The sequence below is a fragment of the Vibrio sp. D431a genome (assembly GCF_030248655.1).
GTDB classification, from domain to species: domain Bacteria; phylum Pseudomonadota; class Gammaproteobacteria; order Enterobacterales; family Vibrionaceae; genus Vibrio; species Vibrio alginolyticus.
Genome location: NZ_JAHGAP010000057.1, coordinates 1 through 22,747 on the forward strand (window position 1 = coordinate 1; position 22,747 = coordinate 22,747).

Here is a 22,747-nt window from a genome sequence, read left to right on the forward strand (position 1 = left end):
TACCATTACGCCTGACGCGAACTTCAATGGCGACATTGATATCACGTTCGATATCAACGATGGCAGCGATACTATCGTTGCAACGGCTGACCTAACGGTTAACCCAGTTAATGACTTACCGCAGCCAGAAGATCAAGCGTTCACTATTGGTGAAGATGGTGTGTTGACCTTCACTGACCAAGATCTGCTTGATGGCGCAACGGATATCGATGGTGATGACCTATCGGTAGAAGGTGTCACTTACACTGGCGCTGATGGTGTCCTAACCGATAACGGTGATGGGACCTACAGCTTTGCTCCAAACGAGAACTTCAATGGTGATGTGAACTTTACCTTCGATGTTTCTGATGGCACGGATACCGTGACCGCGAATATCGATGTGAGTGTGACGCCGGAGAACGATCCACCTGTGGCGGGCAGCACGTCTTACACCGTACATGAAGACAACTCGATCACCATCAGTGACGAGCAACTACTGGCTAATTCGTCGGATATTGAAGGCGACGTAGACATCAGTAGTGTGACTTACAGTGGCAATGATGGCGTCTTCCAAGACAATGGCGATGGTACGTATACCTTCTCTCCAAACGAGAACTTCAATGGCGAGGTTAGCCTAGACGTTGTAGTTGTCGATGAAGAGGGTGCGGCAGACTCAACCACTGCGGGTATTACCGTTCTTGAGGTGAACGATCCACCAATCGCAGGTGCGACAAGTTACTCTGTCAATGAAGACGAAGTCATTATCTTCACGGAAGAGCAACTGCTAGCGCAATCAAGCGATGTGGAAGGCGACGTGAGCCTAGAAAGCGTCTCTTACAGTGGTAGCGACGGCATTCTAACGGCGAATGACGATGGCACTTATAGCTTCGCACCAAATGAAAACTTCAACGGTGGCGTAAGCCTAGACGTAGTAGTGGCTGATGAAGACGGTGCAACTGCGACAACCAACGCGAACATTGATGTATTGCCAGTCAACGATGCTCCGGTATCTGGCGATTTGGCATACAGCGTCGATGAAGACGGTTCAATCACATTGAGTCAAGAGCAGTTACTGGCTCAAGCGGGTGACGTAGACAGCGATAATCTAGAAGCGGTGAACTTAACCGCGGTTGCCAATGCAACCGTTGTTGAGAACCAAGATGGTAGCTTTACGATTACGCCTGATGCGAACTTCAATGGCGATATCGACCTAAGCTTCGACTTGATTGACAACGATGGTGCGAGCGTGGAAGTGGGCGTTGACCTAACGGTGAACCCAATTAACGATGCGCCGCAATCAACGCCAGTGAATATTGCTGGCACCGAAGATACCACCATTCTTATCACGCAGGACATGTTGCTTGCTAACGCGACAGACATCGACAACACCTACGACGAATTGTCTGCTGTCGACCTAGTGATTGATGAGCAATACGGTGACTTGCTAGACAACGGTGATGGTACTTGGTCATTCACTCCTGCGGAGAACTTCAACGGTGATGTGCCATTGTCGTTCGGTGTCAGCGATGGTGATTTAGTTACGCCGGTTGAAGGCAATCTAAACGTCGAAGCGGTTAACGATGCACCAGAAGCGCCAACCATCCAGATGCAAGGCGAAGAAGATGTGGTCATGGTGATTGACCCAGCTTACATCGCTGATCAAGTTACGGATCTTGATGGTGACGAAATCAGCGTAGAAAGCATCACGGTTCGTGCTCCTGCAAACGCGACATTAACCCAGCAGCCAGATGGTATGTACCACTTGGTGACCACTCAAGACTTCAATGGTTTGGTGGAACTGGGCTACACCGCGACGGATGGTGAAGAAGTGGTTGAAGGCTCGTTGAATGTGGATGTTATTCCAGTCAACGATGCTCCATTCAATGTGGGTAATGCCTTTATGGCAACCGACGAGGATGGCGCATTCACCTTCGACGCTGGCGACTTGATGAACTTGTTCGGCGATATCGACACTGAAAACCTAGTCGTATCACGCATTATCACCGCAGAAGGTGAAGGTGGTGGTGAGGTAACGGACAACGGTGACGGTACTTGGACATTCACACCGACTGGCGATTTTGCAGGGGTTTCTGACTTGCAAGTTGTGGTAAGTGACGGTGAGTTTGAGACGGTACTTGATGTACCAGTGTTTGTTCGCCCTGTTGCCGATGGCGCAGTCATCACAACCGACCATGATGGTCCGTTAGTCTTCGGTGAGGACGAAACAGGTCACCTAGGCTTGAATGTCGGTCTAATCGACGATTCAGAAACGTTAAGTAACCTAGTGATGACTGGTTTCCCTGTTGGCTTCGAAGTTACGGATGGTGTGAACACCATTACCATTACGGAACCGGGTCAATACATCGATTTGAACGAGTGGGATATTTCAGACCTGCAAATGACGCCTCCGGCTGACTTTAATGGCGAGTTCTTCGTAACCGTGACCGCAACAACGGTGGATTATGGTGACGAGCCAGAAGAGTTCGAAGATGGCATCGATTCAGGTGACTTCGAAACCCTAGCGGGTGAACCTGTTATCCTAACCGCAGATGACCTAATCGGATTGGCAGAAAACGTAGACGCTGACGCGGGTGATGAAGTGAAATTCGTTCACCTAGCTGATCGCAGCCAAGGTGAAATTGTCGATAACGGTGATGGCACATGGACATTCAATCCAGCACCTGGCTTTACTGGTGAAGCGGATATCGCTTACGTGATTGATAAAGACGGTGTGCTGCATGATGAGCAAACAGGTGTGGTCGTGAAAGAAGATGCACCACAAGAGAATGCTTCTCCAGAAATCGACAGCATTTCTACCACAGAAATGGCAGCGGATGGCACCTTGTCGTTCACCAATGATGACATGCTATCGACCTTGAGCGATGCAGAAGGCGACAGCTTGAGCATTGAGTCAGTGAGCCTAATGGAAGGTCAAGGTGTGATAGAGACCGATAACCAAGGTAACTACCAATTCACACCAGCAGAAGGCTACACCGGAGATGTTCAAGTTGGCTTTATTGCCACTGACGGTGAAAACCGCATTGAGAGTTTCTTTAATGTCGACATCCAAGGTGAAGGTGAAACCACAACCAGTGAAGGCTACGCACTGGCTGATGATGGTTCACTAACACTAACGGAAGCACAGTTGATTGATGAGCTTGGCATTAGCCCTTCAGCAGAAGTGTTGGATGTCGCCGATGCAAACGATGCAGGTTTCTTCGCGAAATCAGGTGATGAAGAGTGGACATACTGGCCGAACGATGACTTCGATGGCAATTTGGCTATGGATGTTCAGGTCAACGACAATGGTGAAGTATCGACTCAGAATCTGAGCATCCAAGTTGCGGACGATTCAGCGCAAAGTGACGAGCCACAAATTCAAACTGCTCAAGCATCATCAGAGCAGCAAGTTGGCGAAGCGCAACAGCCTGAAGAGCAAGCAGCAAACGGTGCAGACAGTGAAGAGGAGAGCGCAGCTGATGTGACTGCAGCACCAGGCGATACCATTTCTATCTCGGTTCCAGATGAGGTCAGTGGTAACGAATCGGTGGATTATGCAGAAATGTCCGGTCTACCTGATGGTGCATCAGTAAGCAACGCACTGGATAATGGCGATGGCAGCTTCACATTAAGTGGCAACCTGAACCAACCAGTATCGGTTGACTTACCAGAAGGTTACGAAGGTACGAGCGAAATCCAATTCCAAGGTTACGACGAATTGGGCAGCGCAGTAGAAGGTGCGAGTGGCACAGTTGAAGTTGAAGTCGATGATCAATACACCATGCAAGGTTCTGCTCAAGATCAGCAACCAGACATGGCGGGTATGGAATCTGGCGGCAGCGACTGGACAAGTGCGGGAAGTCAAGATCAAGGTGTTGACTTCACGGATGACTCTGGCAGCTTCGACTCGGATACTCAAACGGGTACTGACCAAGGCAACGATTTCGATCAAAGCTCAATGTAACCAGTCCTAGACGAGGGCAGTGTCATTGCAGCCCGGACCAAAGCCATGCAGGTTCTACTTGCATGGCTTTTTGTTGGTCTTCTTTCTATGAGCTCTAGAAAAAAACTTGGAAATTGAAAAAAGTATTCTTAGCTAGTTTATACCCAAGTAACCTCGAGATGTTAGGTTCAGCGAGAATGGCTTGGTTTGTAGACGCGGCGGCGATTTAAAGGTCTAGTGGGTCTAAATCAAGAATCGACAACAAAGTATACAAACCAAGACAGCTCGCCCTTCGGGAGCGTGTCATTGACTCGGTTTCTGTGTCAAACAACTTGGAAAGAGCTGACTATTACGCTGCGTTGTTTTCCTTGACCCCGAATCAATGACAACGCTCTGAATCCTGCATCTTGAAGTCACTTGGGTATAAGAGTCATTTACAAGGAGGAGCGACATGTACCGTTATGTCAGTTCGCCAAAAGCATCGAAGTACATAGTGCAACCACCACAGCATCGAGAGTTGTCGAGTATCGATGTGCCGGAGTCAGAGCTTGAGATGCGTGAAATTCTGAACAATTGGTTTGCTGATGGATTGGCGCCCATCATTCAGAATGAAGACAATTACATCTCTGCTAATGAGCAACAGCGCTTTGAGCAGCTCAGCCGTACGGTGGGCGTGCTACTGCGTAATAAAGATTACTACTTTGCCACCAAGCGGATTCTCTCGTTGTGGGAGCAAGACTGCTTAGAAACCACTTACGTTAATTATCTGATTTTACGTAGTGAGCGCATACCATACTTCGAATAAGTCCCATTTCTTGGCTTGAAATAGTGGTTTACATGGTTTTCTTAGTAACTTTTGATACCCGTATTTAACATTTTTGTAAACATCGTTATATTTAAGGCTCATCGTTGTCAGGAGTTTATGGATGAACCTTACGATATCAGGGAAGTTGCAGCTCAGTTTTGTGCTGCTAGCCGTACTTTTTATGGCATCAGCGGTATTCACGTATCGCAACGTCACTACCGTAGAGCAATACGCCTCTTCGTTACTTAAATCCGATTTACCGACCGTCGACACCAGTCGCGGTATCCAACAGTCCGTTCAAGCGTCGCTGTCCTCGATTCGAGCCTACATGTTGCTAGGTGGCGATGAAGAGGCGAGTGCACGTCTGAGTGAGGACGTACGCAATATCATGGCATCTACAGACGAGTCACTTCCGACGTTGCAGGTGTTGATCTCTGAACAGGATTTTCAAGCGATCCAAAGCCAGTGGGACGCGGTAAAAGTCTCTTTGAACAAGCTGATTGAACTTAGCCACAGTGATGAGAACTTACCCGCACACAACCTCTTTATTAACGAAGCGGCACCCATTGCAGAAGTGGCACTTGACCAGCTTCAAAGCTTAATCAATGAAGAGTCGGGAAATCCATTTGGTGGAGACAGAAAGCGTTTGTTTAAAGTCTACGCCGACAGTTATACCTCCCTTGCCAATGCACTGTCTGCTTTGCGAGATTTCCTGTTGTACGGGCAGCAAGAGCATTTGGACAAATACCACGACTTGATTAAGTACCACAATCAGTCCGTGGCGGAAATCGACAGCAAACTCGACAGACTTACCGATAACGACCAATCACTGTGGTCACTGTTTAAAGAAATGCAGCAACTGTACTTTCCTTTAGCAGAGCAGGTGATTGCATTGCGTCAATCGCCAGAATGGAACGAATCAAACTTGTTAATGGCGAATGAACTGTTGCCAGCAGCGGATGCACTAGACCAAAGTTTAGAAACGATTGTATTGGCTCAGCAAAGTCGTGCTGATCAAAGTGGACAGGGTATTAATCAGTCGATCAAGAACGTACTGACCACTATGTTGATTGCAGCAGCATTAGTTTTGTTTGCCGCAGTAGCGATTTCAAAATACATGGGCAACACCATTGGTCGCCGAGTGAAAAACTTATCGGAGCGTGCAAAGACGATCGCTTCAGGGGACGTTTCTCAGCCTCCGCTCACCGTTGTTGGGAAAGATGAATTGGCAGACCTTACCGATTCGATTAACCGCATGAACCAATCGTTAGCGAGCATCGTGGCAGGGGTGAGTGAGAAAGCGCACCAAGTGGATACCAGCATGGGGGCTTTATTGGAATCGGCGCAAGTCACTTCATCGAATGTTGAACAGCAACAGACCAGCATTGTTGAAATGGGAAGCCAATTGGATGAAATCGCTTTAGCCGCGCGTAACACCCTAGATCAAGCCAATCAATCGGTGCAGAAGCTTTCTGATTCAAAAGGCGAGATTGAACAAGGTCGCGATGCACTAGAGCAAAACAAAGTCACCATGGAAAGCTTACATGGCAGCATTGAAGCCGCGAGCACGCAAGTGACGCAGTTAAGCAAAGAGAGCGAAGCCATTGGTCGAGTGACGGAAGTGATTGAAGGCTTAGCAGAACAAACTAACTTACTGGCATTGAATGCCGCGATAGAAGCAGCGCGTGCGGGTGACCAAGGACGAGGCTTTGCGGTTGTGGCGGACGAAGTACGCATGTTAGCGACGCGCACTACTCAATCGACGACAGAAATAAACGGCATTATCAATGCGATTCAACGCTCGACCAATTCGGTGGTTGAGGAGATAGAACACAGCCAATCACTTGCGGGGCAGGGCGCTGAGCACATTGAAAAAGCGGTAACTCGTTTGCTTGTCACGACCGAGCAAATTGGTTCTTTGAATGAACAAATGGCAGAACTTGCGGCAGCGGCAGAGCAGCAATCTCATGCGACCAATTCGATCACTGGATTGATGTCCGGTATTACTCAATCAGTGGATGAGGTTTCGAATAACAGCCAACGCGCATCAGAGACATCATTGCAAGTAAAAGAGCAAGTTACCGAGCTGAATCAACAGATGGCAACTTTTAAAACGGCGTAGTTAAGGTTTACGTCTGTTCATCTACTTTTGAACGTTAACCAAATAGTAAAAAAGCCCCAATCCTTTTTACACAAAAAGGGTTGGGGCTTTTTGTTGGATGATACGCCGATATTCGTCTACTTGCTCATTGGATTTAGCTATTTAAATCATAGCTAAAACCAAATTTTCTTTACCGAGCCGGAGTCGTAATATGACTCCATCGGCAGCAAATACTGCAAAAGAATTTTTAAACTTTATACCAATCCCGGTAAGAGAATCGTTCGTTACTACGATTGGTATCATCCTTCTAGGAGCAAGATTATGAACAAACAAGTAAGCCTAATTGGTCTAGACAGCGAACAATCAGCACAACTAGCTCAACAGTTAAATCAACTGCTAGCGCATTACCAAGTGTTGTACATGAACTCTCGCGGTTACCACTGGAACATTAAAGGTGCGCAATTCTTCGAACTGCACGTAAAATTTGAAGAGATCTACACGGATCTACAAACAAAAATCGATGAGCTTGCAGAGCGTATTCTAACTCTGGGTCACACGCCAGCGCACGCATTCAGCAACTACTTGGAAGCAAGTGAAATTAAAGAACATCAAAACGCGACTTCTGGTGAGGAGTGTGTACAAGGTCTGGTTCAAGGCTTTAGCGTTCTACTTCTAAAACAGCGTGAGATTCTACAAAACGCGGGTGAAGCAGATGACGAAGGTACAGCGGCATTGATGGGCGACTACATCCGTGAGCAAGAAAAATTAATGTGGATGCTTAACGCTTACCTACAAGGCTAAGTGGCGCATCACCCAAGTAATCCTTGGGAACGCATGAAACAATCGGGAATAAGTCATAAGGGGCACGTTGGTGCCCCTTTTTTTGTTTGCGTATTTTATATGTGTGCTTTATTTGCGTGGTAAGGATTCGAAACGGCTCAATAAATCACTGAGTTCATTAAGCGCCAATGAGGCTGAATCATTGAAGGTTTCTTGATTACCGTGATGAACAAGGCAAGAGGGCATCTGCGCGTTATACGCTGCCTGCAAGTCGTAAAGGTAATCGCCGACATAAAGCACTTCATCAGGCATCAAACGCCACTCTTTCGCCAACACCTGCAAAGACAATGGGTCTGGCTTGGGCGGGAAGCATTCACGAGTGATGACTCGCTCCACAGAGATTTGGTTGTGCTCTAGTTTGCGCTGCGTGGCGATTTGGCAGTTGCGTGTCACGATAGCGGTTTTGATTTCATTTTGATGCAAGTGGGCGAGCAACTCATGGCAGCCAATCATTGGAGCAGACTGCTCAGCATCAGAAATCTCGTAATCAAATATCACGTTATGAGCGTGCTCTCGATGATGAGGGTGCTCAAGTGCGTCGACAAAATCCAATAGATCTTCACTCTGCGGACAACCTAGCTGTTGTCGCAATTCGCCGAAGTTCATATCAGAACTCACCAAGGTGTTGTCTAAATCAAACACCACGGCTTTAATTTTATCGAGCTGTAAAGGGAATGGAATCATAATGACCTCGTACAACTTAACCGAACTATCGTTTTAAAAAACAAAAGGTTATTGTTAAGTTTAGATTCTTCTGCTTAGATTGTACGAAAATAAATCAACCATGTATCACAAAACAAGGACGCGCATGATCATTCCTAAACCATTACAAAAAGGCGACACCATCGGCTTTTTCTCGCCATCCTCTCCAGCCACGGTATTTGCGCCAGCGCGTTTTGAGCGTGCCAAAGCGTATGTGGAATCCCATGGTTACCAGCTAAAAGCAGGTATCTTAACGGGCAAAACTGACCAATATCGCTCGGGTTCGATTCAAGAGCGAGTAGAAGAATTGAATACGCTGATTCGTGATCCTGAAGTGCGCTGTATTATGTCGACCATTGGCGGTTACAACAGTAACTCATTGCTGCCTTACATTGATTACGAGGCATTGAAGAAAGATCCCAAGATCATTGTTGGCTATTCGGATGTGACGGCTCTACTCATGGGCATTTATGCACAAACCGGCATCGTTACTTTCTATGGTCCCGCTTTAGTGGCATCTCTGGGTGAATTCCCGCCACTGGTGGACGAGACCTTCGCTTCGTTTGAGTCGATTGTGAATACGTTAGATGGATTGGCGCATCAATACACAATGCCTCAAGGTTGGACAGATGAATGGATAGAGTGGGGCGAGCAAGACCGCGCAAAGCACACGCTAGCGAACCAGTGGCACTTTAAAGGCGAAGGCAAGATCACCGGACGCTTGATTGGCGGCAACCTCAATACCATGACAGGCATCTGGGCAAGCAAGTTTATGCCGAGTATCGAACAAGGCGATATTTTGCTGGTGGAAGATTGCTTGCAGGGTATTGAAACGGTCGAACGCTCTTTTGCGCTGCTCAAGCTTTCTGGCGTGTTTGAAAAAGTCAGTGCAGTTGTTCTTGGCAAGCATGAAAAGTTCAACGATAAAGGCACCGGACGAGCACCTATAGACGTGTTATTAGAAGTACTTAACGGTCAACCACTGCCAATTTTGTATGACTTTGACAGCTGTCATACCCACCCAATGCTCACCGTTCCATTGGGCTCGACCATGACGCTCGACTTTGACAATGAAACGGTGGCAGTGAGTTTAAAGAGCTAGCTTTGTCTGACTAGCTCTTAAGAGAAAACTATTTCTCCTCAAGACGAAAGATTTTGCCGCTGTCGGTAGAAAAGTAGATATAACCATCGGGGCTGATGGTTATATCTCTTACTCGCTCACCAAGATTCTCCATCAATCTTTTTGATTCGGTGAGCTTGCCATTCTCAATAGAAACTACGTTGATGTGCGCCAGTTTCAATGCACCGGCGAGGATTTTTCCGTCCAATTCAGGGTACTTATCGCCACGGTACAAAATCATGTTACTTGGTGCGATAGAAGGGATGTATACCAGTTTTGGATCTTCCATTCCCGGTAACGACTTAGCTTCCCCGACGTCCAACGGACCCCAATACTCTTTACCATGAGAGACTTTTGCCCAGCCGTAGTTCGCGCCTTTCTTGATTAGATTAATTTCATCGCCACCCCGTGGTCCATGTTCAATCGACCACAGCTGTTTTGTTGCTTCGTCGTAAAACATACCTTGTGGGTTACGGTGCCCGTAACTCCATATCTCATGACGAGCTTCGGAAGGTTTGAATGGGTTGTCTTGCGGAACCGAACCATCAAGGTTAAGGCGTAGAATACTGCCAGCATGGGTTTGAGTGTCTTGTCCATTATCACGTTCGCCACGGTCACCGATTGAGAAGTAAACTTTATCGTCTACAAATGAAATTCGACTGCCGTAGTGGCGACCTGTATCGGTGAAGGCATCAGCAACAAAGAGATCTTTCCAACCTACAAGCTGATTGTTTTGCAATTGCGCCGTCGCTAACGCCACCGTATTGCCTTTGCTCGTACGCTTGCTGTAGGTAAAGAAGAGTTGCGGGTTTTGCGTATCGGCATTCGGTGCGAGCGCAACATCCAATAAGCCGGCTTGTCCACTGGTGTTCACATCGGGGACGTTAAACAGCTTTTGAGGTTTGCCTGTGGTGATATCCAGCAACGAAACCGTACCGTTCTTTTGATTGACGATAACGCGTTGATTATCTAAGAACTCGATCCCCCAAGGGATCTGAAATCCACTCGCCACTTCGTTGGCGCGGTATTCGGCAGTGTTGGCAGAAAAGGATAAACAAGCGAGTAGGGTGGCAGCAATCGTTCTCATGGTTCCTTCCAATATGAATCGTGTTAATACTTAAAAGCTAACACTAAAAGACTATGTTTGGCAGAGATTCACTTGTATATGAATGTAAAAAATCCCCGATACGAGATCGGGGATTGAATTAAGGCTAGAGAATTGTTTATGTAGCGAGATTACATCGCTTCTTCGAAGATCTTAGAGATTTCTTCGTGAGTTGCTTGTTTAGGGTTAGTGAAACCACAAGCGTCTTTCAGTGCGTTGTCTGCTAGTGTTGGGATGTCTTCTAGTTTCGCACCAAGCTCTTTAATACCTGCTGGGATACCCACATCTTTCGCTAGAGTAACGATAGCGTCGATTGCTGCCGCTGCACCTTCTTCAGCAGACATGCCCTCTACGTTTACGCCCATTGCTTTTGCTACGTCACGTAGACGCTCAGGACATACTTGCGCGTTGTAACGCTGTACGTGAGGTAGAAGAATCGCGTTACAAACACCGTGTGGAAGGTCGTAGAAACCACCTAGCTGGTGTGCCATTGCGTGTACGTAACCTAGAGAAGCGTTGTTGAACGCCATACCCGCCATGAACTGTGCGTATGCCATTTGTTCACGAGCTTCTAGATCTTCACCGTTTTTCACTGCTGTGCGTAGGTAAGCTTGGATAAGCTCAATCGCTTTGATTGCTACTGCATCAGTGATTGGTGTTGCCGCGATAGATACGTAAGCTTCAATCGCGTGAGTTAGGGCATCCATACCTGTTGCCGCAGTTAGCGAAGCAGGTTTAGCGAGCATTAGCTCTGGATCGTTTACCGAGATAAGCGGTGTTGTGTGCTTATCAACGATAGCCATCTTAATGTGACGCTCTTCGTCAGTGATGATGCAGAAACGCGTCATTTCAGATGCAGTACCCGCCGTCGTGTTGATCGCGATAAGTGGCATCATTGGTTTTGCAGATTGGTCTACGCCTTCGTAATCTGCGATTTTGCCGCCGTTAGAAGCAACAAGCGCGATACCTTTCGCACAGTCGTGTGGTGAACCGCCGCCTAGAGAGATAACGAAGTCACATTCGTTATCAGTAAGAAGTGCTAAGCCGTCGTTAACGTTGCTGATAGTTGGATTTGGTTGAGTGCCATCAAACACAACGGTTGCTACATCGCGCTCAGTGAGAAGGTCTTGAACTTGTTTGACTACACCGATTTGGTTAAGGATCTTATCCGTAACGATCAAACCTTTTTTAAAGCCTTGAGATTGGATGCTGTCTGCTGCGTCTTTCAAACAACCAGCGCCCATTAGGTTTACCGTAGGGATAAAAAATGCACTTGTCATATTGGATAGCTCCGTCGTTATTTTTAATAATCTTTCTTAATTTGCCATTTACTGTCGCACATTCGTTTCCAGATTGAAGTTGATCTAAAGCAAGTTTACCCACTTAGAGGTACTTGCAAGAGAAAAACTGTGACAGTGATCTTGTTGCACTGCGTATAAGTGCAACACTGATATAAAGTAGAACAAATATGAAACTATGGACGCAAACGATTGGCAGAAATTGACTTCTGACGCGGATATATCTCTAAATTCGACTAAAGTATAAAAAATCCCCATTAATAACTTAATTATCAATGGGGATAGGGAAGTGTTTTATAAGCTAACTACTAATAATTACGCTATTTTAATCAGTTTTGATACTAACTTTTCGATACCTGAAGCCGCTTGAGAGATATTCTCTGCCAACATGTAAGCAGGGGTTGAAAGTACGAGGTGTTTTTCATCAAAAACGATGTCTTCGACAGGGCACGTGGTGTGTTCACCGCCCATTTGATTAAATGCTATTGAGACTGCCTCATCGTTGCCTACCGTTCCTTTCACGCCTTGCTCATAAATCATCGGAATAATGACAGGAGAAATACACAGATAGCCAGCTGGTTTTTTCGCATTAGCAAACGCGCGACAAGCTTGAGCTACGTGTGTGTTAATGGAGCACTCCGCACCCGAAACAGCGAAGTCGGTTAAGTTTTTCGCGGCACCAAACCCACCTGGAAGCAGTAGGGCATCGTATTCATCGACGTTAAGTTTGGCGACATCGTCAATATTTCCGCGTGCAATACGAGCTGATTCGATCAATACGTTACGTGTTTCATCCATTTCGTCACCAGTTAGGTGATTGATGACGTGGAGTTGGTCAATGTTAGGTGCAAAGCAGTGCCAAGTTGCACCTGCCTTCTCGATGGCGTAGAGCGCCAACACTGCTTCGTGGATCTCAGAACCGTCGTAAACGCCTGAACCACTTAAAATGACTGCGACTTTTTTCATGTTTGGATTCCTTTACTCTGAACGTTCCTTAGATTGCTCTTCGCTATCTAGACCATGCGTTTCCGAATGTGTTTTAACGTTTTCACTCTCGTTGTCATCTTCATCATAGTAGCGCACAACAAAGGGTGTAAGCATAACACTAGAGGGCAGAAAATGTTTCATATCGACTCCAACGGCTTAATAGAATGATTTTTATACTGATTTTTATAAAACAGTACGTTGAACCTGATCGTTTTTGAGTTAAGCTGACGTTTCCTTTGGCATTCGTGAGTGGTAGGTCACATGAAATCAGTGCAATTTCGTTTCACACTTTATGGTTGTATCGCGATTCTCTCTTGGAGTTGTCTGCTTGGCATCGCGAGGTTGGTTACGGAGAGTTTAGGTCCTGTAGGCGGGGCAGCCATGTTGTACTCTCTTAGCTCTGTTTTCCTTCTTATCGTGGTCGGTATTCCAAAGTTGTCTTACTTTTCTCCCAAGTATCTTGCGCTTGGTGGTGCGATGTTCGTCTGTTATGAAATATTTCTCGCTCTATCTTTGGGATATTCCAACTCGCGCGCGCAGGCAATTGAGGTGTCGATTGTCAATTACCTTTGGCCCGCACTGACGGTTTTATTTGCGGTCCTTGGCAGCAATAAAAAAACAAACTGGTTGCTTTATCCCGCAGTTACGCTGGCGTTTGTTGGGGTTGCTTGGACTGTGAGCGGTGAGAATGGCTTATCCATAACTCAGATCATGTCCAATGTTAGTAGTAACCCTCTGGTGTATTTTATGGCTTTCGCTGGCGCGGTTATATGGGCTTTTTATTGCAACTTAACCCAAAGGCAGCAATCTAAACATAATGCGATTACCCTGTTTTTTATTGCAACAGCTGTTTCGCTTTGGGTCAAATACGCGTTTACGGATGAGCCACCAATGACATTCAGTTGGGAAGCGATGGGGTACTTAGTGGCCTCTGCGGCTTTAATGGCTGGTGGTTATGGTTTATGGAATATCGCGATCGTTGGCGGCAATATGGTTTTTCTCGCCACCTTGTCTTACTTCACACCCATTTTTTCCGCTTTATTTTCTTCCATTATTCTTGGCGTAACTCTGAGCCATAGCTTTTGGCAGGGCGTTGTGATGGTAACAGTGGGCTCGCTGATGTGTTGGTTAGTCACCAAAGAGAAGCGCGAAGCGGCTGGGTAAGTTACCAACGAGATCAGAGAATTTAAGTGAGCAACGAACAGATCTCCCTTGCGAGCTGTATTCGAATACGAAGAAACTAAATCGAAAAAATTAAAAAAGCTCCCGAGATTGGGAGCTTTTTATTGAGTTTTAACGGCTCTTTGGTGGCACTCTAATAAGCGACGTTCAAGTGTAGTTGAAGCTTGAATCTGTGCTTCGACAGTCGCTTGATAAGCTGCTTACGAGTGTGCTCTAGTGTATCAAGCTCCAATGTGTCGTCATCAATATGTACGTCCACATTTACTCGTAGCTCTTGGCCCACCTTCGTTACGCCAGCCAGTTTCAATTGATGCTCAGTTACTTTTTCAATCTCAAGAACATCTTTGCCAACGCTCTGACACAGCTCTTTGCTTGGTGCCATCATTAGTAGTTCACGTAAGGCACCTACTAGCATATCGAACGGTACTTTGAGGAAGTAAAAGCCCATTAAAACCATCATCATGGGGTCGGCATATACCGCATACTCAGAGAATGGCGTTAGTGAAACAGCCCAAGCCGAGATAAATCCTACGGTCACCGCCACACTCAACAAAGTATCCATTTGCCACTGTTTTTTCTCCGCTTCAATCAAGCCTGATGAGAAGCGGCGGCTGCGTTTCGCCATAAACCACCAAGCGTAACCACAACCGATAACATTCACGATGCCGAATAAGGTCGCAATAGAAGCATCGACCTCGCGACCTCCAGACATCAATGCTGATATCGCAGAGTAGAGAGAGAAGCTTACAACCACTAAAATGACGGCTGCTTTTATCGCAATAACGATTGGTTCTAAGACCGCTTTTCCAAATGGGAATACAGATTTTGAAGGCTTGTTAATATAGTAAGAAGCGGCCAGTGACAATAAAGTTAACAGTAAGCTGACCAAAGAGTAAACACCGTCAAACACGATGACAATTGATCCTACAAGCAAGCCAAGTACCATACCACCAGCAGCGAACCCAGATGCCAAAAGGGCTGAAATGGTTAGAATACGGTTTTCGTTTTTGCTTGTCCTGTCACACATAAAAGATGCCTTTGAATTTTAATACCTTACTATTCTTCGCTCATAAGGTAATTTAGGCAACCACAAAGTGACCAGTAACTAATCTAAAAAATTGCGTTTTTATTTATATCCCTATAAAACAATGGCTTACTGTGATTTTTTGGTGTCAGTAAAATTGACGCTCACTGATAAAATGTTTAGAAGTCAAATAAATACTCGCTCAATTTATCTGCTAACCACGTCATTGCTGGATGCTCAGTATGGCCGTTAGGTGAAAACATACAGTAGTCTTCTTGCGTCAATCCGTATGTGTGTTTGATAACGGCGAGCTTCTGCTGACGAAGGTAATGGCGGATTAATGGTTCTGGAAGCACGCCCCAAGCGTCTTCTTCTAAGATGGTGTTCAGCATGTAGTCAAAACTCGAAAAACCAATATATCGAGTCGAGAAAGGTTGCAGTTCAGGGTTGTCTTTCTCATTTAGGTACACCATTAGTGCTTGCATCTGACTACGTAGATCTTCGTCTGAGACACGGCGCATCTTACTTAGGCGGTGTTCTACACTGCATACTGACATCATACGTATCTTGCCTAATGGGTTATATACGATACGAGGATCGTCTACTCGCTCATAATCAACGCCGAAAGCAAAATCTACTTGGTGGGTACTGACCAAGTTGGCTAAGTCGCCACTGGATGCCAAGATTAAGTTGAAGGTTGTTGAAGGAAAGCGGTTATTCAATGTATGAGATAATTCTTGCCAGAGATCATCAGGTAAGGAGTCGTCACGTGCTACCCAAACTTCCGCGTTAAACCCTTCCGAGATTTGAGCGCAGGTCTTTCTGACCCGTTGTGCGATGATAAGTAGGTGTTCGCAATCTTTGTAAATGGCTTTCCCAGCTTCAGAGAGGGTGAGCTGGTTGCCAGTTCGGTTAAACAATTCAACGTCGAGATCTTTCTCTAATGCCTTAATCGACATACTGAGTTTGGTACGATTGCAGTCGAGTTGCCTTGCCGCTTCAGAAACAGAACCACACTCAGCGATGGTGCAGAAGGCTTCTACTTGAGTTAAGTTCATGATTTGACACAACCAATAAATGAATTCAAATAATTTGGGTATTATGCAGATGCGCTCCCAAAGCCATGAAAGATTATCGAAAAAAACGCGAATCCGCCAGATAAGTCTATGGTCTTTTAACGGTTTTGCGGTAATCTATGTGGGTTACAAAAAGTGAACATGGAGGCCACGATGGCACAAGATTGGGACGGCTTAGCAAAAAACTGGGAATCAAATCCAGCAACAGAGCAATTTGCGCAGTCGGTGTTTGAGCAGTTACAACAGCTAACTCAGCTTGATGGCATTAAAGTACTAGATTTTGGATGCGGAACAGGGCAGTTAAGTCAACGATTGTCACCGATGGTTAAAGACATCGTAGCATTAGACGCATCGGAAGCCATGATTGAGGAACTCGATAAAAAAGAGCTCGTCAACGTAGAACCTGTGGTAGATGCATTATCTCGCGGCTTGGTTGCTCAGCACCCTGCGTTTCGTGGACAGTTCGACTTGGTGGTTGCATCATCAGTTTTAGCGTTCGTGGAAGACTTAGACGCGTCATTAACGATCTCACATTCTCTACTTAACCACGGCGGCTATTTTGTTCATTTTGATTGGATTGCAGAATGTGAACAAGACGGTTTTACCCTTGCGAAGTCTGAGCGTGCACTGAAAGAAGCGGGTTTTACTGAAGTTGAATCGCAACACGTTTTTGACATTACATCTGATGGTAAAACAATGTCGGTATTAATGGGGCTTGGTCGTCGCTAATACTGCTGAATAAAGAACACAAAATGACAAAAGCGAGCTAACAAGCTCGCTTTTTTCTTATCTGCTGAGGGTATATGTAACTTCACTTGCTCTAAACAAGTCGTCGTGGTGCAGGCAAGGACATACTCGAACAACTAAGTCTTCGGAGGTTATTTTGAGACGACTATCCTGCGTATCTCCTCCAGCACTTCAGGGTTGGCTATTGCGCCTAAATTTTCGACGTTTCGGTTGTTAACGACTTGCTTAACGGCTAACTCGACCAGCTTTCCTGAGCGTGTCTTAGGTATATCGCTTATTGCGTAAATCGCACTAGGTACATGCCTTGGAGAACATGCAGACTTTAGCTGTGCTTTGATGGAAGCGATCATCTCGTCATTGAGCTCTACCCCTTTGACTAATTGGACAAACAGCCATATTTGTTCGTTGCGATCGACTTCTTTTCCTACTGCGATCGAATCTAGAATACCGTCTATACAGTTCACTTGCTGATAGATTTCGGCCGTGCCGATTCTTACGCCACCGGGATTCAACGTGGTATCACTTCGACCATAAAACACGTATCCCCCAACGCTGGTCTGTTCAACATCATCGCCGTGGTGCCAAATATTGTCGAATTTATCCCAATAAGCACGATGATATCTCTCACCGGTGTCGTTCCAAAAGCCAGCAGGGAAGTTGGGTAATGAATTGGCGCAAACCAACTCACCGCGCGCTCCCATTACGCTATTACCTTGTGGGTTAAAGACTCGGACATCGACCCCTAACCCTGCTGATTGGCACTCTCCCCGATAAACGGGAGAAATAGGGTTGCCCAATACAAAGCAGCCACAAATGTCTGTTCCGCCAGAAATCGAGGCGAGGTGTACATCTTCTTTAATGCGCTGATAGACATAATCAAACTGTTCTGGATACAGAACAGAGCCCGTTGAGCAAATGGTTTTCAGACTTGGAAATGCATCACTTTTCTGCGGAGAAAAAGGTGCTTTTTCCAGCGCCTCTAGGTATTTTGCTGAGGTTCCAAACAGCGTCACTTCGGCTCGTTCTGCGAGGTCCCAGAGCACATTATGAGTGGGGTAAACAGGGCTACCATCAAAAATCACCAAACATGCACCGCTCGCGAGTGAAGAAACGTGCCAGTTCCACATCATCCAACCGCAGGTCGTGTAATAAAACACTCGGTCGTTCGGTTGGATATCGCAATGCAATTGATGCTCTTTCAAGTGATTAAGCACCGTTCCGCCGACGGAATGAACGATGCATTTCGGTTTGCCTGTTGTGCCTGAAGAATAGAGCACAAATAGCGGATCGTTAAAATTCACACGAGTAAAAGTCAGCGCTTCGGGGGTGTATTGATTCAGGACATTTTGCCAATCTTGGGTGCAGACATCGCATTCAAAAATGTGTGGTTTAAGGTAGCTAATTTGGCAAACTTGTTTAAGACCATCAAGATGATCCGCAATATGCTGGTTTTTCTTAGACATATCGAAAGTTTTGCCATTGAATGTATAGCCATCACAAGTAAACAGGATTTTGGGTTTCACTTGACCAAAGCGCTCCAAAACGCTTTCGACGCCAAAATCAGGTGAGGTGGAAGTCCAGGTCGCCCCTAAACTGGTGGTTGCTAGCATAGCTATTACCGTTTGAGGTAGGTGAGGTAAATAACCAGCGACGACATCACCTTGCTTAATTCCACATTCTTTCAACCATTGCTGCACACTCGAAACTTCTTCGCACAATTGTTTCCAGGTGTAGGTCTGTTTTTCTTCACGTTCATTTTCAAACCAAATCGCGAGATCATCGGGTTGGTGACACGCGTAGGTTAGCAAATTTTCGGCGTAGTTAATTTGCGCGTTTGGGAACCATTTTATATCCCTATTTTCAACAGGTTGCTGCCAGCGACTTTCTGCTCGCTCTTTTATGGTCTCTCCCTGAGTGCCAATGACGTCGCAGAATAGCCAAACTTCCTGCCAAAATTTTTCTACATGATCGAGTGACCATTGATGCAGATCAGCGAAGCTTTCAAGGGTATTTCCTTGTCGATTAATGTGTTCAATAAACTGTGTAATGTTGGCTTCTTCGATACGACTTTCGCTCGGTTGCCATACTTTGCTGCTCTCGCGCATAGGTCCCTCTATAACAAAGTGATAACAGGTTTTAGTTTGAGAGGAATACACGATAAAGTCAAACAAGCCAGATATTATATCGTGTCATAAAAATCATGCAGTTACGATGAGTTGTAAACAATATGTTACATCGGGATGATGCTGAGAAAATCGCGCAGGGATTGGAAGCTCTTAAGACTACAGATAGGCTTAATGTAAAGGATTTGTTAATGGAGATGAGCCATGACCCAGTATCGTTCTAAACCCGTAAACCAGGAAGGCAGGGTTGAATGGAGCCGTGAAGAAGACGCCATTTGGCGAGATTTGGTAACACGACAAATGGGTGTGATCCAAAACAGAGCTTGTGAGGCTTATTTACACGGTTTGACGCTGCTTGATTTACCTCAAGACCGCGTTCCTCAGTTACCAGAAATTAATCGTGTCTTGATGGAGACAACAGGTTGGCAAGTGGAGCCCGTTCCCGCGCTTATTGATTTCGACCGATTTTTTAATCTACTCGGTAATAAGCGCTTTCCAGTCGCCACATTCTTGCGTACAAGAGATGAGTTCGATTACTTACAGGAGCCAGATTTCTTCCACGAAATATTTGGTCATTGCGCGATGTTAACCAACCCAGACTTTGCTGCATTTACCGAGCATTATGGTCAACTAGGGCAAGCCGCTACCCCAAAACAAAGAGCCTATCTCGCTCGCCTCTACTGGTTTACCGTAGAGTTTGGCTTGGTGAAAGAAGGGGACAAAACCAAAATTTACGGTGGTGGTATTCTTTCATCTCCTGGCGAAACCCTCTACGCATTAGAGAGTGATGTAGCAATTCGCGACCCATTTGAATTACAAACAGTGCTGAGAACGCCTTATCGTATCGACATCATGCAACCGAAGTACTACGTGATTGATGACTTTTCTCAGCTTTTTAAAATCAGTCAGTTAAATTTATTGAAACAAGCCGATCTAGCGATTGAAGCTGGACTGCTTCCTCCACTTTTTGAACCAAAGGAACCTGCTCATGTTGAATGAACAAAAATGCGAAGCTTGTAGTATCGATGCCATTGCACTAAGCAAAGAAGAACAACAATCTCTGCTGCTGCAATTGTCTGATTGGCAGATCATTGAAAGAGAAGACATACCTCAACTAGAAAAGGTGTATAAATTTAAGAACTTCAAACAAGCATGGGCTTTCAGTAACAAAATCGCGGAACTGGCAGAAGATGAGTTCCACCATCCCTCTATTTTGTTGGAATGGGGTAAGGTTACCGTAACGTGGTGGAGTCACTCTATCAAAGGTCTGCATAAAAACGATTTTATCTGCGCATCAAAGTGTGACTCGCTAGCATCGGCAGAGTAGGACATTACCTCATACAAAAAACGCCCGGCTTATGTCGGGCGTTTTGGTTCTAAATGACTTTTACATTACTTTATAGATTGATTCGGAAGACGGATGTCGTGCCCGATACCTCATTGCCAACGGCGATAAAATGACCACCATTACGGGTAAAGTAATTAATGGATTCTGGACCTAAATCGCCTGCTTTTGGATTGTATGTGTCGTTCATGCATTCGCCATCTTCGACTTCTGTACATACTGGCTGATTGTAATCACGGCGGTTTACGTAATGCATAAACTGCGCTTGTTTCGGGTCTGTGATGTCATAAATCATGATACCGCCTTGACGCTCCAAGCCGATAAACGCGTAATGACGACCGTTAATTTGTGCTACTTCAATCGCCTCTGGCTCAATACCTTTATCATCACTTCGGTCATCGCCACTATTATTGTTATCGTTGGTGCTGTTGAAGTTCTTGCCTTCATTCAGCAGCGCGATAGTCGCGAAATCGTCACCACTATCGAAGACCAACTTGCCGTTTTCATCCCAAATCGAGAATGAACGCGCGCCAAATGATTGAACATTCTCTTGTGCAGAAAGCGTTTGTTCCGGCTTAATCACTTTTAAACGCGCGAGTTGTTTGTTGTCTTTTAGTGCCTCTGCCAATGGGTGTTCTGCTGCTACTTTCAGCTTCTTACCGCGCACTTCATCAATATGGCTTAAACAGCTCCCTTGCTCAGATGTGTATTCATCTGTACCAAGGTAATCGTCTTCATCCCACATAAAGCCAGCTTTGTCGCACAGTTCTTGAGTGGTTTTGAATCCGTACTCACGCCCGTCGCCTTCATTTGCAGATACGATGTAAGTACTCCCATTCACTGAGTAGCTGTCGATAGTGTCAGGCATAAATAAGCCAACCAGTTGTGGGTAGCTTTTCAAGTTCCCAATGATTTTGTCTTTGTTGGATGCATCGAGTTTAGCGCCCGACCAAGACTTCTCACCTAAGCCAACAATTTTTTCTACCGATTTGCTCTCTGGATTGACGATTGCCATGGCGTTATTTTCTTGTAGCGCGACATAGATTTTACCGTTATCTGCAAAAGTGAGGTATTCAGGCTCTAGATCTTGTGCGATGGTGGCGTTTGGCCCCGAAATACGCACATTCATTGGGAGCTCTGCTTTTCGTGAACCATCAAATTCGTTAAAGCCAATTTGTGTTACTTCTGCTTGAGTAACACCAAGGCTCAGATCGATCAAAGTGATACTACCTTCAGGGTCAATGCTGTAATCGCTGTTTGGTTCTCCTTCATTAGCGGTTGCGATGTATCGGCCATCTTTTGAGAAGCCAACCATGTCTGGCAATGCGCCTGTTGGGAAAGTCGTGACTAATGACAAATCGCCGGAGCGGTACAAGCCAACAATACCATTCGCTTGTTTATTACTGTTTTCAATCGCAACAGCTACCAAACCATTGAATACAGCGACACTGTTTGCTGCGCCAATTTCAATGCCCGCTGCTTCGCCAGCGCTGTTGAGATCAATGAATGCGCTTTGCGTTGGTACGCCGTTGTCATCCATAGAAAGTACATCGATACGTTTTGCTTGAGCATTCACCACATAGAGCTTATCTGTACAGGCGTCATAACTCACGATTTCAGCTGCCGATGTATCGAATGGAGCATCAGCAACGGATGTCCCGATAAACGTTAACCCTTGAATTGAAGTTTCCCCAGTAACGGGCGTAGTGGTGGGTTTGCATTGTGTAGCGAATGAAGCCACGGTATCTTCGGGTTGTGATGAACACGCGATGGCAAGTGATGACAATGCGAGTGCACCGATTGCCTTTAAAGGGGTGATCATGATATCTCCTTATCAATCCGATAGGTTGTCAATCAGCATGGGTTTTATGCTGCTGTCCATTTCCGCAACTGGAATGATAGAGCGCTGAATGACGTGTGATTTGGTAAGGCTCTGAATATATGTATGATTGATGACTCTTATATTGGCTTTTTATGAAACTAATGTGTCATCAATATGATGAAGTAGGGATAGAGGAATAATGGAATTAAAATCGTTTTTAGATTTATTGGCAGCGTCACCAGAGCAGGTCGAATTTGAAGCAACGATGGCGGTGATCGAAGATAACTATACGTTTGAGCCAACCGCTTTTGTAAATGGTGAGACACAAAACAATGCAGGCGAGAACAACGGTTCGTGTAAGATCTTCGCTTTCGGTTTGCTAAACAACCTAGACAAAGAAGCGACGCTAGCCTGCTTTGGCCGCTTTTATCGTGAAGATGTATTGCAGTATCCAGAGAACAGCGATCACCAGAATATTCGTAATTTTATGGTGACAGGGTGGGAAGGCATTAAGTTTGAAGCGTCCGCTTTAACCGCTAAATAAACAC

Annotated in this window: 19 protein-coding genes; 10 read left to right on the forward strand and 9 right to left on the reverse strand. The window is 45.7% G+C overall.

All coding sequences use genetic code 11. From position 1 onward, the window contains the following. From KJB35_RS27120 to KJB35_RS27135, 4 genes are all read left to right on the forward strand, one after another. Positions 1-3,943 (forward strand): tandem-95 repeat protein (locus KJB35_RS27120; RefSeq protein WP_285469874.1); only part of this gene is annotated, 3,943 nt, incomplete at its 5' end. Positions 3,944-4,373: 430 nt separating this feature from the next. Continuing rightward, the gene (locus KJB35_RS27125) at positions 4,374-4,727 is read left to right on the forward strand and encodes a hypothetical protein (protein WP_262584444.1); all 354 of its coding nucleotides are present in this window, start codon (positions 4,374-4,376) and stop codon (positions 4,725-4,727) included. 121 nt (positions 4,728-4,848) lie between these two features. Further along, positions 4,849-6,849 carry a methyl-accepting chemotaxis protein gene (locus tag KJB35_RS27130; protein ID WP_203345654.1) on the forward strand — a complete coding sequence of 667 codons (2,001 nt, stop codon included), beginning with the start codon at positions 4,849-4,851 and terminating at the stop codon, positions 6,847-6,849. Positions 6,850-7,149: 300 nt separating this feature from the next. Beyond that, positions 7,150-7,629 carry a Dps family protein gene (locus KJB35_RS27135; RefSeq protein ID WP_005388254.1) on the forward strand — a complete coding sequence of 160 codons (480 nt, stop codon included), beginning with the start codon at positions 7,150-7,152 and terminating at the stop codon, positions 7,627-7,629. A 108-nt stretch (positions 7,630-7,737) separates the two neighbouring features. Here KJB35_RS27135 and KJB35_RS27140 read toward each other — a convergent pair whose 3' ends face one another. Further along, on the reverse strand, positions 7,738-8,352 hold the full coding sequence (locus KJB35_RS27140; protein WP_005388252.1) for an HAD family hydrolase: 615 nt from the start codon (positions 8,350-8,352) through the stop codon (positions 7,738-7,740). 124 nt (positions 8,353-8,476) lie between these two features. On the opposite strand from KJB35_RS27140, the gene KJB35_RS27145 reads away from it, so the two are divergent. Then, entirely contained in the window at positions 8,477-9,472 is a 996-nt protein-coding gene (locus KJB35_RS27145) for a S66 peptidase family protein (protein WP_203345655.1), read from the forward strand. Between the two features lie 28 nt (positions 9,473-9,500). On the opposite strand, the gene KJB35_RS27150 is transcribed toward KJB35_RS27145, so the two are convergent. From KJB35_RS27150 to KJB35_RS27165, 4 genes are all read right to left on the reverse strand, one after another. Next, the gene (locus tag KJB35_RS27150; protein ID WP_285356391.1) at positions 9,501-10,577 is read right to left on the reverse strand and encodes a PQQ-dependent sugar dehydrogenase; all 1,077 of its coding nucleotides are present in this window, start codon (positions 10,575-10,577) and stop codon (positions 9,501-9,503) included. 149 nt (positions 10,578-10,726) lie between these two features. Continuing rightward, the gene (gene yiaY / locus KJB35_RS27155) at positions 10,727-11,875 is read right to left on the reverse strand and encodes an L-threonine dehydrogenase (RefSeq protein ID WP_005388247.1); all 1,149 of its coding nucleotides are present in this window, start codon (positions 11,873-11,875) and stop codon (positions 10,727-10,729) included. Positions 11,876-12,208: 333 nt separating this feature from the next. Continuing rightward, complete coding sequence (gene elbB / locus KJB35_RS27160; protein WP_017634378.1) at positions 12,209-12,859, reverse strand: isoprenoid biosynthesis glyoxalase ElbB; 651 nt, start codon at positions 12,857-12,859, stop codon at positions 12,209-12,211. Between the two features lie 12 nt (positions 12,860-12,871). Then, positions 12,872-13,021, reverse strand: coding sequence for a hypothetical protein (locus KJB35_RS27165; RefSeq protein WP_017634379.1), 150 nt, complete (start codon positions 13,019-13,021; stop codon positions 12,872-12,874). Positions 13,022-13,141: 120 nt separating this feature from the next. On the opposite strand from KJB35_RS27165, the gene yddG reads away from it, so the two are divergent. Continuing rightward, positions 13,142-14,044 carry an aromatic amino acid DMT transporter YddG gene (yddG, locus tag KJB35_RS27170; RefSeq protein WP_005389394.1) on the forward strand — a complete coding sequence of 301 codons (903 nt, stop codon included), beginning with the start codon at positions 13,142-13,144 and terminating at the stop codon, positions 14,042-14,044. A 151-nt stretch (positions 14,045-14,195) separates the two neighbouring features. Here yddG and KJB35_RS27175 read toward each other — a convergent pair whose 3' ends face one another. Together KJB35_RS27175 and KJB35_RS27180 are read right to left on the reverse strand one after the other, a co-directional pair. After that, positions 14,196-15,089, reverse strand: coding sequence for a cation diffusion facilitator family transporter (locus tag KJB35_RS27175; protein WP_053303754.1), 894 nt, complete (start codon positions 15,087-15,089; stop codon positions 14,196-14,198). 176 nt (positions 15,090-15,265) lie between these two features. Further along, positions 15,266-16,144: a LysR family transcriptional regulator gene (locus KJB35_RS27180; protein WP_005375568.1), complete on the reverse strand. Its 879-nt coding sequence runs from the start codon at positions 16,142-16,144 to the stop codon at positions 15,266-15,268. 171 nt (positions 16,145-16,315) lie between these two features. On the opposite strand from KJB35_RS27180, the gene KJB35_RS27185 reads away from it, so the two are divergent. Next, positions 16,316-16,891, forward strand: coding sequence for a class I SAM-dependent methyltransferase (locus KJB35_RS27185; protein WP_017821100.1), 576 nt, complete (start codon positions 16,316-16,318; stop codon positions 16,889-16,891). A gap of 149 nt (positions 16,892-17,040) precedes the next feature. On the opposite strand, the gene KJB35_RS27190 is transcribed toward KJB35_RS27185, so the two are convergent. Next, positions 17,041-19,014: an acetoacetate--CoA ligase gene (locus KJB35_RS27190; RefSeq protein WP_285356394.1), complete on the reverse strand. Its 1,974-nt coding sequence runs from the start codon at positions 19,012-19,014 to the stop codon at positions 17,041-17,043. A 222-nt stretch (positions 19,015-19,236) separates the two neighbouring features. On the opposite strand from KJB35_RS27190, the gene phhA reads away from it, so the two are divergent. Both phhA and KJB35_RS27200 read left to right on the forward strand, forming a co-directional pair. Then, positions 19,237-20,031 carry a phenylalanine 4-monooxygenase gene (phhA, locus tag KJB35_RS27195; protein ID WP_053350625.1) on the forward strand — a complete coding sequence of 265 codons (795 nt, stop codon included), beginning with the start codon at positions 19,237-19,239 and terminating at the stop codon, positions 20,029-20,031. Further along, complete coding sequence (locus KJB35_RS27200) at positions 20,021-20,359, forward strand: 4a-hydroxytetrahydrobiopterin dehydratase (RefSeq protein ID WP_053303750.1); 339 nt, start codon at positions 20,021-20,023, stop codon at positions 20,357-20,359. The genes phhA and KJB35_RS27200 overlap by 11 nt, the downstream gene beginning before the upstream one ends. A 70-nt stretch (positions 20,360-20,429) precedes the next feature. Here KJB35_RS27200 and KJB35_RS27205 read toward each other — a convergent pair whose 3' ends face one another. Continuing rightward, positions 20,430-22,199 (reverse strand): choice-of-anchor I family protein, encoded by a 1,770-nt coding sequence (locus KJB35_RS27205; protein ID WP_285356395.1) that lies wholly within the window; start codon positions 22,197-22,199, stop codon positions 20,430-20,432. A 199-nt stretch (positions 22,200-22,398) separates the two neighbouring features. Between KJB35_RS27205 and KJB35_RS27210 the strand changes: the two genes are divergently transcribed. Next, positions 22,399-22,743 carry a HopJ type III effector protein gene (locus tag KJB35_RS27210; RefSeq protein ID WP_017634382.1) on the forward strand — a complete coding sequence of 115 codons (345 nt, stop codon included), beginning with the start codon at positions 22,399-22,401 and terminating at the stop codon, positions 22,741-22,743. Positions 22,744-22,747 lie beyond the last annotated feature (4 nt).